We start from the raw sequence: 14,203 nt of genomic DNA on the forward strand, positions 1-14,203 counted from the left end.
AAATGAGAAAACGGACAATAAACTATCAATTAGCGCAGACCGTGCTACTTGCTGGTGGGCTTTATTTAACCAGTACATTCAGCCATGCGGGTATAGTTGAAGCCACCCAAGCAGTTGAAAAAAAGGATTTTAAAACCGCTCAAATAGAGTTTGAAAGTGCAGCTGATATTGGTAATGCAGAAGCTCAGTTTAATTTAGGTGTGATGCATTTTCAGGGGCAGTTAGGCCAAGTAGATAAAATAGAATCAATGGCATGGTTTTTTTTAGCCAGTGAGTATCAATATCCAAACGCGAGGCGGTTTGCCGAAGAGATATATGGTTCTCTTGAAAAAAGTGAGCAAGCAAAGGCGATTACATATACGGAACAAAAAATTGCGGAAATAGGCGCTCAAGCTTTAACAAAAAGATTGTATCCAGTGATAACTCAATCAAAAGCTGAAAAACAGGTGATCACTCAAAGTGCTAAAATGCTGGTGCAGGGGGAGTTGTATTATGATCCAGGTAGTTTTGCACGGGCAAATAATAATTCGGCTATTCAGCGCTTACACAGAAATCCATCACTAATCAACAATCTGTCTAAAGTTTTAGTGAATGATGATTCGGGCATGGTTCAAATTCAATATGATGTAGCAGTGGATGGCCGAGTGCGAGAGCCGGAGGTGGTATTTTCATGGCCTAAAGCACGTTTTAATAGCGCTTCAATTGAATCATTGCTTAATTCGACTTTCAAACCAGCATTTAGCGCTCAAAAGCCAGTGACACAATACGGACTCGTACAAAATTTCTATTTTGGTGTAAATGGCGTGGTTTCGTTACGTGAGAGTTATCCAAATTTATATAAAGCGTTTAAAAAGTTGCAAAATGCCGCGGATGAAAACGTTAGTTCTAAGTATTTGTATGCATGCTTTTTAAGAGGCTATAAACGCCTGTTGTCAGAGAGTGAGTACGAATCATTTGAACCGATTTTACTAGAGCTAGCAGAGCAAGGCGTTAATGTTGCACAGTTTGATTATGCACAATATCAAATTTATGAAAAAAATGACTTAGAAGCAGGTTTACCTTGGCTAATTAAAGCTGCAAAACACGGATATGCAGATGCAGAATATAAGCTTGGAGATTTAGCGATGCAGCCTACCTCAGCTTATCTGAAACAAGATTACCAAAAAGCAGAATATTGGCTAAGCAAAGCCGCTAAGCAATCCCATAGGTTAGCGCAACATAAATGGGTTGAATTAAAAGTGCTTAAGAAAAATGTAAATAAAACATTTGCAACACAAGCGTTAACCTGGTTTAGCGAGTTAGACGATGACGCTCGTACACCGAAAACTTACTATTTAATGGCACAAATGCATTTGACACTGGATGACCAATCTAAAGCTAAAAAGTATTTAAGCCAAGCCGTTCAAATTGGCCAAGACTATCATTGGAATGTAGCCGACTGGAAAAAACTGCAAGCTCAATTAAATGGATAACCTGAATGAAGCGTTTAAAGCGATACTTGTGCTTATTATATGCCAGCCTAAGTTTGCTGGCTTGTAGTGTTGCGATAAAACCGTCCACTCAAATCGATATTCACGATAAACAGGGCAAACAATACACAGGCTATATTTTAATGGGCTTTGACACCTTGTCGCATATAGAAGCTGTGCACATTGATGGAGTTATTAATTTAACATATGAACCCGACAGTGCTCAGCTAGATAACCAGTTTGTGTTGGCGCAAGTGCCAATTGGTTCTTATACGTTTACTCAAGTTGAAACTGGCATTAAAAAATATGAGTTGAATGATGAGTTAAAATGGGATTTTGACGTGAGCCCGGGCCGCATAAATTATATTGGTAACCTTGAAATTCAAGAGCATCTTATGCTGGGTTATTATCAAAAGAATGTGGTTGAACTCGTCAATAAGTCCTCATTTGCAATCCAATACTTGCAAGCAACCAAGCCGTCATTATTGAAAAATATCAAGCTTGTTTATCAAGGTCCTGGAAACGATACATTTATTGATTATGTACAAAATCAATTTTATTTAAATGCGTCGCTAGCAATGCCTAATAATGCTTCCGCTAGGTCATCTGCTGAGGTATTAAATAATGAGTAATATGTTTTTGTTAACATTATTGTTAGCGCTTTTTTCAGTCGATGTATCGGCTCAGCATAAACTCTTGTCAGTTGAATCTTTATTTGTAAAACCGACTTTCGGCTATGCTCAGCTTAATTCTTTGGGCAATAAAATTGCAGTTTATGGTTATGAAAAAGGCGATTTAAGAATTAAATTATTAGATTTACATCAAGGCGATGAACAGCTTATATTTGCAGCTAAAAAAAATGAAAACGTTCATGTAAAAACGTTGTTTTGGTTAGATGATAATATTTTTTATTTTGAAACCCGACACAAAAATAATACGGCTAATCAATTTAATAAGTGGTTGGTCGAAATGAATAATCTTACTCAGGATTTTAGCTTGCGGCGGATTAATTCAAATGGCTATGTGATTGATCCTTTGCCAAATGAAGCTAAAAAACTTTGGTATGCCACTTATAAAGGACGTCGTTCAAAGCTTAAAATTTATAAAACGGATTATCGTGCTTTGTTGCGAGATAACTTTTCAAATGAGGTTGAATTTGAATCTACTTTAACCGATGCAAATGATTATAAAACCGATGCCAATCACCAAATTCGATTCAGCCATACTTATGATGAAGAGAAAGATGAAGTAACTTATCGATATTTAGATGCAGATAAAAAATGGCAGTCACTGAAGACTTTAGATCCTCTTGAAAATGAATTTACCCCAATTGGTTTTTTAAAAAACGGTAAGCTAGCAGTAATTACTAACCTAAATTCCGATTTGAAATCTGTGTACGAATTTGATGTAAATACACAACAGCTTGGTAAAGTGTTATATCAGCATCCCAATTATGATATTGAAAGTGCTCAACTAGATGAAAAAGGAAGCTCTGTTTTATCCGCTAGTTACTTCGAGCAAGGCAAGTGGCAAACCGAGTACTTTGATGAAAAATTTCATTATTACAAAAAATTGATCCAACAAACGTTTGCAGATCAGCAATTTTATTTTATGTCGCATAATCAAGCTAGAGATCGCTTTATTTTTAAGGTTTTTTCTAGCGATCAGGTAGGACAGATTTATTTTTTTGATGCCCAAACCAAACAAGCAATGTACTTAGGCAGTGAAAATAATTACATTCAAAACGTAAAATTTAGCCCAACAAAAACAATTAAGGTAGAAACGAGTGACAAGCAGTTGATTGAAGCCATGTTAACTCGGCCTCAATTAGAAGCTGACAATCACGTTTTACTAGTCATGCCGCATGGTGGGCCAGTTGGAGTTAGAGATTGGAAGTATTTTAATCCAGAAGTCCAATATTTGGTAAACCGTGGGTATAGTGTTTTGCAAGTCAATTACAGAGGCTCTGATGGATATGGGAAAAAATTCTTAGATGAAGGACGCGGTGAATTTGGTAAAACCATTGAGCGAGATATCAATACAGCGGTAAAGCAAGTGACTAGCACTTCAAATTATCAGCATATCTGTGCGATAGGTGCCAGTTATGGCGGCTACTCAGCGGTGATGTTGTCAATTTTACACCCGAGTGTTTATCAATGTGTTATTGCGCGTTTTGGTGTGTTTGATTTACCTTTAATTTTTAGTGACAGAAATAGCAAGCTAGATGAAAAAGTGACAAAACGCTGGGCGCGTGTTGTGGGTAAAAATGATGAAAAACTATTGGCACATTCACCGGTTTATTTAAGTAACAAAATTCAGAATCCGGTTTTAATTACGGCGGGCAGGTTAGATAAACAAGCCAGTTTTGAACACAGTAATCGGCTAAAGTATGTGCTAAAAATGCATAAAGCGGACGTCGAATCTGTGTATTATAAATGGTCAGGACACGGCCATTCACAATTGCTGGCTCAACAACATGAATTAGCTTATATTGATGATTTTATTCGACGTAAGCTTAACTTACCCCCCCCAATCGGTGAGTATTCTAGCGATATCCAAGCGCGCGAAGCTTTATTAATAAAAGCAGGTTTAGCTGATCCTGATTTGGTATTTATTCCAAATAATAGGGCACCTTAAATTAATTAAATATGATTTATTTGATTTGTATATAAATTATATTGGTGTTTGTAAGAATTTTTATGTATATTGTCAACAAAATAAATAAGAAATAAAGGTAGTTATGAAACATAAGTTACTTGGCTTCGGGCTAATATTAAGTCTATCAGCCTGTTCAAATATAAATCAAATAGATGCCAAATCTGCTAATGTTAGCTCACCAGATTGGCAAGCGGTTCCATTGCCTGCTAAATTAGCTGAAGCCTATCAATGGCAGCCAGTTGGATTTATCAGCGATGATTTTAATTATGAGCAGAAAAATAAAGCTTTTTACCAAAAGTGGTATGACAACCATATACGGGGCTGGAAAGGACCGGGCGCAACCTATTTTAGTGCAGACCATAGTTTTATCCAAAATGGCCAGCTGGTATTAACGGCTGCAAGCGTGCCGGCTAACCAGCAAGGTAAAACCATTGATTATGGTAATTTCAAAACTAAAAAAACGATTTACACTGGTTTTGTTACCGCTAAACAAAATATTGAATATCCAATCTATGTTGAAGCTAGCTTAAAAGTATCGAGCTTAGCGTTGGCGAATAATTTTTGGATGTTAAGCGATGACGACAGAAACGAAATTGATGTCACGGAAACATATGGCGATAGTGATAAAACAGTGACTCATATGTCAACTAATTATCATATTTTTAAGCGTGATCCTGTAACCAATGACTACCTTGAAGATTACGGCCACAAACAACAATTTGCGACCACTGCTGATAAAGCTAAATTAAATCAAGATTTTCATCGTTTTGGTTTTTTCTGGAAATCGCCTAAATATATGGAGTTTTATTTAGATGGAAAACTGGTACGGACTTTAACGGATAAAAATGATTTAAATGACCCAGACGGACATTTTATGGACAGAGGCATGCGAATTATTTTTGATATGGAAGATCATGTTTGGCGTGCGCGAAAAGGAATTACACCGAGCAAAGCTGAGTTATCAGATCCCAGTAAAAACAAAATGTTTGTAGATTGGATTCGAGCTTATAAACCTAACTTGTAATTAAAGTTAACGTAATAAAATGATGAAGCGCCGTTAAATGGCGCTTCTTCTCGCGCGTGCTTGTCTTGATATGTAATAAATAGCCTATTGTTCAAAAGCAATATAAATACCTACCTGCCGTTATTATCTCTTTTAAACCGATATTTAATAAATAGCCACCCTAAAGAGCCGAATGTAAAAAATAGTATGACACTTATCCCAATTTTCATTCCAATTAATAACAACTGATTTTTTGAGTAAGGCAGTTTAATATTCAATGTGATCGGTGCTGAGGGCTTTAATAAAGCATTACGGGCAAATAATTTATATTGATAGTTTTGACCTGCTTGAGCGTTCATATCAATAAATGGTGGTTCTGCTTGCCAAAAATGATGCCCGTCACTACGGACTATTTCAATGTCAGATGGCTGCGTTTGGTTTGGGTTCCACCAACTGATTTCAATTTGATTATTATGGTTAATTTTAATGCTGGCTTGCGTAATCGATAGAGCAGGGGAGGCATTTTGTGTTTCAGATCTTAATTTAGGCCGATCAAAAGGGAAGGTTTCATTTTGAACTCTAGGATCGGTTAGTGAGTTGGTTAAAAATGCAATAATCGCTTTGCGTTGAAACTCGGTAAACTGAAAGTTATATTTTTCGCCATTGGGCAACTGACTAGCGATAGAGTCAAAACGAATACTAGCATAAGCATCCATTACTTCATTTAAACTCGTAAACTGCCCTGTGTGCATAAAATGGGTTTTAAGTGCTACATTACGAAGACTTGGCGTTTTCATGGCGCCAGCGTCCTGTTTTTTTGCAGAAATTAATTGATGACCTTGATCTGCATTTAAGCCTTGTATACCTATGTTATAAAACTGATTGTCGGTAAATAAAGGAGGTTGATGACATTGGCTACAACCACTCTGTTTAAAAAATTCGAAGCCTAAATTCTCTTGGTAACCCAGCTTATGTTGACCTGCCATTGCTAAGTCCCACGGTGTTTGATTGGCGATTAAGCTTCGTTCATAAGTGGCAATGGCAAATGCAATCCGTTTAAGGCTAATCTGTTTATCACCAAATGCTTGCTCAAATAAATATGGATACTGTTTACCCTTGACTAATGCTTTTGTTATGTCATCAGGTAATTTATTCGCCAGCGCTAAAGGCCTAGTTTGTGATAGTTTTTGAACAACTTCAATGGGTGTTTGCCCTTGTTTTGCCATTTCAACCGAACTCATTAATGGCCCTAATACTTGGTTTTCTAATGCGCCACCTGTTTTTATCGCAATTGTTTTTTTCTCTGGATCAATAAATTCTGAGGTTGCTCTACCATCCCAAAAATTATGTTTAGCCCATACGCCTAAAAAATAGCTTTGCGAGCTGCGATTAGTCACTTGGCGTTGGTTAGCAAATACGGGGTGGACTATTGGTTGACCTAGTGAATTGCGTGTTAGTACACCAATGCTACCTACAATATCATCATCCGTTTTAAATTGTTGATCGTAGCCTGGAAACCTACCAACACGGTTATCTGCACCACCGCTTGCGGGTAAATGACAGCTCCCACAAGCTATTGAATTGTCGGTTGATAATTGCTCATCCCAAAATAATATTTTTCCTAAAATGCGTTTAGATTCCTGAGGTGGGTTTTCGTTTGGGTAAGAAACCTGTGGCAAAGAATAATTTTTTTCTCCAGCAATACTTAAACCGCTAAAGACAATAACCATTAATAACATTGTCGTTAAAAACGAAGCTATAACGACAGGGCTTCGTTTAAAGGCAAAATGTCTTTTTTGTAATTGGGCTGGCATAAAATTAATAAATTCACTTATCTGATAGTTGGATATGCGGTGTTTAAGCGACATAAAACAATGAAAAAATCGATATGTTTTAATTTATATATGGTTTTTTGTATTTTTATATAAGTTTATTGTTAATTGCTATTATTTGATTTTATCGTAATTTTAACACCAACGGAAATAATTACTGACGCTCATATAACAAATAGCAAATAATAAGTTGTCTTTATATAAAATATGTTATTTACAAGTGAAAAACTATAATGTTAATATTATTTTAACATTATGTTTAATCTAGTCTGTTGATTAAGCTGTTTACGATTTTCAGGCGTTACTCGAGACGATAATAATATGCGAATTAAACGACCTACAGTTATAGCCAGCTTGTTAGCTATTTCTACTTACCCAACCTTAGTCATTGCAGATAATACCCACATCAATATTGATACGAGTATGCAAAAATTTATTGGCGGACACTCAGTTTTAAATCGAGATAAATTTTTTAATTTACACTCTACGCCAACTAGCAGTGAGTTCACGCCAAGTGACATTCAACTAATTACCGAAGAATTAAATGCTGGATTTGGTCGCTCATTTTGGAGCCCTTTGTCTGCAAGTGGTGATACATTTTATCCAAGCACCGAGTTTGCGATTGAACAAGGTGCTAAAAATATTCAAAACCAGCAGCAAAATGATTTACATCGGTATACCGATAATCGGTTAATTGTTACTGACCACCCTAGAAATGTAATGCGCGAGGGTAATGATCCAGTTGAAGGCGCGCGCTGGGCTGCCGACTATTTTGAACATTATTATACTGATGAAAATCGCCCGTTATATTATGAGCCCATGAATGAACCTTTTGTGCACGCGCAAGATTTTGTTGAGGGCGTCTGGGACCCAGAGCAAAACGCAATTGTACAAGATCAAATGACAGAATGGTTTAAACAGATTGCGTTAGAATTTGATAACCGTGGTTTAAACACCCAAGTGGTTGGTTATTCATCAGCTTGGCCTTCTATGGAATTAGATGATTTTGAACACTGGAGATCGCGACAAATGCGCTTTATGGATTTGGCGGGCGACGAAGTTGATGCATTTTCATTTCATTTATACGATGGGGTTAATGTAACAGGGCAAGACAATAAACGCTCTGGCAGTAATGCAGAAGCGATTATGGATTTAATTGAAACTTATAGTTATTACAAGTGGGATAAAGTAAAACCGCATGCATTAACTGAATACGGTGGCATCATTGACGGTTATGAGGGGGTTGATTATAGCCCAGAGCGAAGTTCACAAGAGCTTCGAGCTTTGAATCACCTATTATTTAGTGCGCTTGCCCGTGAAGATAGGTTGTTGACTTCTATTCCATTTATTAGCGGTAAAGCTGAATGGTTTTATCAGGCAAATAATTTTCAGCCATATTCTGCTGCTTTATTTAGACCTGATCCAAGTAAAATTGTGGGCAATAAAGTAAATGGTTTCTTGTTAACTGAAAAAGCAAAATTCTTTCAGCTTTGGTCAGAAGTTAAAGGCAAGCGGGTTGCAATTACCGAGCAAGATCCAGATTTAGCCAGCCAAGCTTTTGTTTATGGCAATAAATTATATGTAGCGTTGAATAACTTAGAAACTGATACTAAAACGGTATCACTTAATTTTGTTAATAATTTGGATAATTTGCAGCAAGTTCAGCTTAAACGATTGAATGTACCGTACAGAGAAGCTGCCATTTTTACTGACGAAATACTAAGCTCAGCACCAAGTACTTTAAACTTAGCCGCAGATGAAACGGTTGTACTTGCTTATCAATTTTCAGAACCACTTGAACAAAATTCAAGCTTAGCGGTAGACACCTATTACGCCAAAACGCATTTACAACCGATTAACGCCAACACTCCGATTGGGTTTGAAATTAATGATGTTGTATTAAACCCAACGCCCACTTCTTTTACTGATTATTTCTCTAATCAGTTTGATTACAATGCACAAGCGAATGTAAATCAGAATTCACAATTACAAAGACAGCACACGGTTTTATTGAAACGTTTAAACGCTAAGTTTAATCAACTGGTTGCTCGCTCGCCTGATAATTGGCAAAACGATGTTAGATTAAAAGGCTTGGTAAAATCTGCTCAGCGCAGCCCAGTAATACAGCAAGCGTTGCAAATGCATTATCAACAACATGGTTTTAATAGCAGCGATACCATGTCAACTTTACGAATGAGCATTGGCCGAAAACATGATAAATCAAAACAACCCGTGTTATCCGTTAATGGCCATATTATAGAAGTACCTAATGATTGGGCCGGATATGACCAAGCTAGTCGCAGTGACTTTTTTGGTGCTATTGAAATTCCGATTCCAACTAAATACTTAAAACAGAATAACCAAATAAGCGTCACTTTTCCTGATGAGCAAGGTCGGGTGAGTTCTATGGTATTAGAGGTTGCACAAGAAGCTGAATTGCAACCAATCGCAACAACAGGTCTTAAGCTAACGCACCCTGATATACAAGATGGCATTTTAGCGATTAACAAAGATAAACCTCGGCGCTTGCACGCACAGGTATTACCTAATAATGCCAGTGTACAGCAAATTGAATGGACATCGCTAACCCCCGACGTTGTGCGTGTTGATGACAATGGCATTGTTACTCCTATTCAACCGGGCTCAGCGACAGTGGTTGCGACAACAGCCGAAGGTGATTTTAGTGAACAAGTTAATGTTGAAGTGCTTGATCAAATTTCAATCGCAAATACGGTGACTATTATTGAAGATACCTCGGATGAAATCTCATCGGATACCTATCAAATTAAAATAGCTTACTCAACCAATAAAGACAGAGACATTGCACTTGAAATGCGTTCTCCTACAAATGAATGGCTAGGGGAAGCTCGAGTTACGGTACCGGCGGGTGAAGGAGAAACTCAAATTACATTTAACCTGCAAGATACATTACCCTCTGGCTCCGGTTATCGTTGGACAGCAGGTTTAAGAGCGATTGATGGAAATTGGCGTACTAATGTTGATTCACATTCTCTCAGTGGGATTGTGATTCATGATGAAGATTGGAACATTACCGATGATTCTAGTGTTGAAGTGTTATCATCGGTTGATAATTTAACGGTGGCGCCTTCTTACAAAATGACAATTCAATATAGAGCCGTCGTTGAAAGTGATATTACGTTTGATATTAACCATCCAAGCGGATGGGTAGGCGGCACCCGAACAACTGTTCAGCCGGGTACGGGCAGTGTTGATTTAACCGTTTGGCCAGTCAATCCAATTGTTGCTGATGACGGTTACCGTTTTAATGTGGCTATTCGTGAAATCGGTGGGAATTGGCAAACAGATTACGCAAATTTAGTGATTGAAGATATCACCATTAGCGAACAAGACTTGCCAGATATAGATAACAACTTGATTGGGGATTTAAATCCAGACTTTGAATCTGCTTTATTGTCACCTTGGACATTGGCTTGGGATGCAGCTGGCAGTGCCAATATTACCACAAGCGCTGCTTTTGAAGGCGATTATGGGTTATCAATTGATACCAGTAGTGGCAAAGTTGGTATTTTGTTAGATAGCTCGGTTTTACCACAAGACCTATATCAGCAAGGCCAACAAATTAAGCTGTCGTTTTATGCAAAACGCGCAAGTGCAGGTGGCTGGGTAGGTGGTTTTACCCAATTTTGGAATAATGCTAGCGGTTGGATCGGCTCGCCGCAAAAATGGTTTGAGATTAAATCAGAATGGAGCAAAGTTGAATTTGTGATGGATGGTGAAAACTTTGCCCCGGGCAATACCAATATGCAGTTTAATTTTAATAAAACGGGCGAGTTATTTTATATCGATGATTTTAAAGTTGAGATAGTTGAAAACTAAGCCTGAGCCCACTTTAACAAAAACAGCCTGTTGTTTGTCATACACAAATAGCGGGCAACTAAAATGAGAAAAAAATGAATATAATTAATCTAACTAATACAACAAAAGCAGTTTCTGTAATTTTAGCCAGTTTATTATTTAGCTTTAACACTTATGCTGGACTTATTATGAGTCCGGCCCAAAGTAATTATTCGGCAGGTGATAGCATAGTTTTAGATATTAGTTATCAATTTGATGGCAGTGAGACCGTTTCTGATATTTCTGAATTTGATTTCGACTTCAATTTTAACCCGGATACAGTCAGTTTTGAGCAGTTTAACCTAGCGCAGCCTTATTTAAGTCTGGTAAACAGTAGTGATGCCTGGTTGGAGGTATTTCCGGATAACAATATTGGCAATGTGTTTGGCAGTTTGTATTATTTTGGTATTGATTCGGCTTTTACCGGTACAGAAACATATTATAATTTATTCAGCCTCGAGTTCATTGCTTTAGAAGAAGGGCAATTGAATTTAACATTTAATTATTTAGATATATATGGGTTTTCTGATGGTTCGACTGGCCCTGATATTGATTTTTTAGACCCAGATCAATTTCCACGACCAGATGTTTCAATCAGTGTGCCTGAACCTAGTACAATTGCTTTCATTTTGTTGGGCTTGATTTTAATTGGCTTTCAACGAGTTAAAAATTGAACCGTTGAACTAAAGCCCGATTTAATTTTTTGTACTTAACCATCAAGGATGATGGCATACCTTACCTAGCTCTAATCTTATTAAATAGATGACAACCTTAAACAATTTATTTATTGGGTCACTTTAACTCCCTTTTCTACTTTTTATTTGTATAAATATTATTCAAATATACCTTTCTGCTCCTCTGCTTGTTTTTATTTGGCATAAAGCTTTGTTCAGCTCTTGCTTTAGGTATTGTTACAATATAACATAACTGAAACTGTTGTTACTGTATAACATTACGTAGAGGCTCGGATGTACAAAAAAAATAAGCTAGCTGTTTTAATTGCTGGTTTGCTCCCGGTTATGGCGGCAGCTCAGCAAATAAGCGGCACTATTGTGAATCAGCAGGGGCAGCCTGTAAGCAATGCGAGTATTAAAATTGAAGGTACAAGTTTACTGGCTAAAACCAATCAAAATGGTGAATTTAAAATAGCCAATTTAGCAGCCGGAGAAAATAAACTACATGTGGTTGCAAATGGGTTTGCGCATTTTCATCAGCACGTTTATGTACCCGAAAGTGGTTTAACCGATCATATGGTTAAACTAAAACGTTCACCTATTGAAGTGATTGACGTAGTCGCTTCGCCATTGCATATGTCTGTCATGGAATCGGCCATTCCGGTGAATGTAATCGCAGGCGAAACTTTAAGACGGCAACAAGCCGCAACCTTAGGTGACAGTTTAGAAAAATTGGCAGGTGTTAATACCAATTTTCATGGCAATGTGGCTAGTACACCTATTATTCGAGGTTTGAGTGGGCCGCGTGTTCTTATTGCGCAAAATGGTTTAGATGTAGGTGATGTATCGCGTGTGGGCCCAGATCATTCAGTCTCAAGCGAAGCTTCAACCGCTAAACAAATTGAAGTTTTACGTGGGCCGGCCACGCTATTTTATGGAAGCGGTGCAATTGGTGGTGTAGTGAACGTGGTTGATGGACGGGTTCCTTCTGACAATGAAACGCGTGGTGAGTGGCAACTTGAAACCAGCTCCGTTAATTCAAAAAAATTAGCTTCATTTAATGCCACGACGGGTTTTGATTCTGTTGCTTTTTATGCGGATGGATATTGGCGTGAAGCTGATGATTATGAAATACCGGATGGCACAGTAGAAAATAGTGCGGAAGAATCGAATGGTTTAACTTTAGGCACTAGTTACCTGTTGGACAATGGTCATGTTGGTATTTCAGTTGAGCAATTTAATCGAGAATACGGTATTCCGGGTCATAGTCATGGTGATGAAGATGAAGCAGAAAATGTATTTGCAGATTTAGACCAGACCCGTATTCAGTTTTTAGCAGAACTAGATTTAACCAATCCTATATTTAACCAGCTCAATATTCGAGCTTCAAGTAGTGATTATGAGCATGCTGAAATAGAAAACGGCAATGTAGGCACAATATTCGAAAGTTCTTCTGAAGAGTTACAAGCAGAGCTGCATCATAATCCATTTTATGATTGGCGCGGTGGTGTTAGTTTTCACTATAAACACAGTGAGTTTTCTGCACAGGGTTCGGAAGCATTCACACCACCTTCTACATCAGAAACATTTGCCATTGCTTTTATGGAAGAAAAACACATTGACAATGTTTTATTTCAATTAGGTGCGCGAATAGAGCAAGTTGAATTGAGCGCAAAGCAAGTATTATTGCCTGAGTTGTTGACCCATGCTCATGCTGATGAAATTGAGGATGAAGACAGTCATGATCATGACGATCATGCTGAAGACACAGGCCATACGCAAGTTTACTCAGTTGAGCATAAATTTACACCAATGAGTTTTTCTGCGGGGGTCGTATGGGACTTTATGCCTAATTATAATATGGGGTTATCGCTCTCTCGTTCACAAAGAGCGCCATCAGCCGCAGAGCTATTATCTTTTGGTCCGCATATTGGAACGCGATCATATGAAGTGGGTGCTTTATTTGATTTAACAACATCGGGTGAAGAAGCTGAATTCGAGCTAAATCATCATGCAATCGAATTAGAAACTGCACATAATGTTGATTTTACGTTGCGTAAAACACAAGGTGATATTGGTTTTGTGTTTAACGCTTTTTATAATCAAGTTGATAATTATTATTATCAAAGCGCGACTGGTTTGTTTGCAGAAGTATCACATGATCACAGCGAAGAGTCTGACGATGCGCATAATCATGAGGCGCACGATGAGCATGCATCTGAGCTACCTGTTTATGCGCTTCAAACTGAAGATGTGATACTGCAAGGTTTTGAAACTCAAATTGCATGGCAGGTTAATGATGAATTTAAAGCCAGCTTATTTTCAGATTATGTGAGAGCGAAACTGCAAGACGGCGGCAATTTGCCACGGATCCCACCCTTACGATTAGGTACTCAGTTTAGTTATCAAAATGAACACTGGAATGCCCAACTGGATATTACCCGTTATCAAGAGCAAGACAAAATTTCAAACTATGAGCCATCAACCGATGGCTATACCTTGGTAGATGCAAATGTCTCATATGATTTATCGTTATTTAATTTAGATACTCAGTTATATCTAAAAGTAAAAAATTTAACCGATACTGACGCCAGAGTTCATACCTCTTTTCTTAAGGATTTAGCGCCGCGTCCCGGACGAGACGTGAGTGTAGGGGTCCGTGGTTATTTTTAACCTTATCATCTTATTTTC

The 14,203-nt window shown here is 37.8% G+C and carries 8 protein-coding genes; 7 read left to right on the forward strand and 1 reads right to left on the reverse strand.

The genetic code is table 11. The annotated features are described in order from the left end of the window. The first annotated feature begins 2 nt into the window (after positions 1-2). The 4 genes from OLW01_RS17030 to OLW01_RS17045 all read left to right on the forward strand — a co-directional run bounded on the left by OLW01_RS17030 (position 3) and on the right by OLW01_RS17045 (position 5,151). A complete protein-coding gene (locus tag OLW01_RS17030) occupies positions 3-1,472 on the forward strand; it encodes an SEL1-like repeat protein (protein WP_268077234.1) in 1,470 nt (489 codons plus the stop codon). A 5-nt stretch (positions 1,473-1,477) separates the two neighbouring features. Then, the gene (locus OLW01_RS17035; protein ID WP_268077235.1) at positions 1,478-2,101 is read left to right on the forward strand and encodes a hypothetical protein; all 624 of its coding nucleotides are present in this window, start codon (positions 1,478-1,480) and stop codon (positions 2,099-2,101) included. Further along, entirely contained in the window at positions 2,094-4,106 is a 2,013-nt protein-coding gene (locus tag OLW01_RS17040) for an alpha/beta hydrolase family protein (RefSeq protein WP_268077236.1), read from the forward strand. The genes OLW01_RS17035 and OLW01_RS17040 overlap by 8 nt, the downstream gene beginning before the upstream one ends. A 103-nt stretch (positions 4,107-4,209) precedes the next feature. After that, positions 4,210-5,151 (forward strand): family 16 glycosylhydrolase, encoded by a 942-nt coding sequence (locus OLW01_RS17045; protein ID WP_268077237.1) that lies wholly within the window; start codon positions 4,210-4,212, stop codon positions 5,149-5,151. 110 nt (positions 5,152-5,261) lie between these two features. Here the strand turns inward: OLW01_RS17045 and OLW01_RS17050 are convergent, their stop codons facing one another. Next, complete coding sequence (locus tag OLW01_RS17050; RefSeq protein ID WP_268077238.1) at positions 5,262-6,944, reverse strand: cytochrome-c peroxidase; 1,683 nt, start codon at positions 6,942-6,944, stop codon at positions 5,262-5,264. Positions 6,945-7,283: 339 nt separating this feature from the next. Here OLW01_RS17050 and OLW01_RS17055 point away from each other — a divergent pair, with 339 nt between their 5' ends. From OLW01_RS17055 to OLW01_RS17065, 3 genes are all read left to right on the forward strand, one after another. Continuing rightward, complete coding sequence (locus tag OLW01_RS17055; protein WP_268077239.1) at positions 7,284-10,820, forward strand: Ig-like domain-containing protein; 3,537 nt, start codon at positions 7,284-7,286, stop codon at positions 10,818-10,820. A gap of 74 nt (positions 10,821-10,894) precedes the next feature. Beyond that, positions 10,895-11,512: a PEP-CTERM sorting domain-containing protein gene (locus OLW01_RS17060; RefSeq protein WP_268077240.1), complete on the forward strand. Its 618-nt coding sequence runs from the start codon at positions 10,895-10,897 to the stop codon at positions 11,510-11,512. A 294-nt stretch (positions 11,513-11,806) separates the two neighbouring features. Next, positions 11,807-14,185, forward strand: coding sequence for a TonB-dependent receptor (locus OLW01_RS17065; protein ID WP_268077241.1), 2,379 nt, complete (start codon positions 11,807-11,809; stop codon positions 14,183-14,185). The last annotated feature ends 18 nt before the right edge of the window (positions 14,186-14,203 follow it).

It is taken from the genome of Catenovulum adriaticum (genome assembly GCF_026725475.1).
Taxonomy (GTDB): domain Bacteria; phylum Pseudomonadota; class Gammaproteobacteria; order Enterobacterales; family Alteromonadaceae; genus Catenovulum; species Catenovulum adriaticum.

Bases quoted from the DNA above. Each gene is read 5' to 3' on its own strand.
- OLW01_RS17040 (WP_268077236.1), top strand. From the start codon at position 2,094: ATGAGTAATATGTTTTTGTTAACATTATTGTTAGCGCTTTTTTCAGTC.
- OLW01_RS17050 (WP_268077238.1), bottom strand. From the start codon at position 6,944: ATGCCAGCCCAATTACAAAAAAGACATTTTGCCTTTAAACGAAGCCCT.
- OLW01_RS17030 (WP_268077234.1), top strand. From the start codon at position 3: ATGAGAAAACGGACAATAAACTATCAATTAGCGCAGACCGTGCTACTT.
- OLW01_RS17065 (WP_268077241.1), top strand. From the start codon at position 11,807: ATGTACAAAAAAAATAAGCTAGCTGTTTTAATTGCTGGTTTGCTCCCG.
- OLW01_RS17045 (WP_268077237.1), top strand. From the start codon at position 4,210: ATGAAACATAAGTTACTTGGCTTCGGGCTAATATTAAGTCTATCAGCC.
- OLW01_RS17060 (WP_268077240.1), top strand. From the start codon at position 10,895: ATGAATATAATTAATCTAACTAATACAACAAAAGCAGTTTCTGTAATT.
- OLW01_RS17055 (WP_268077239.1), top strand. From the start codon at position 7,284: ATGCGAATTAAACGACCTACAGTTATAGCCAGCTTGTTAGCTATTTCT.
- OLW01_RS17035 (WP_268077235.1), top strand. From the start codon at position 1,478: ATGAAGCGTTTAAAGCGATACTTGTGCTTATTATATGCCAGCCTAAGT.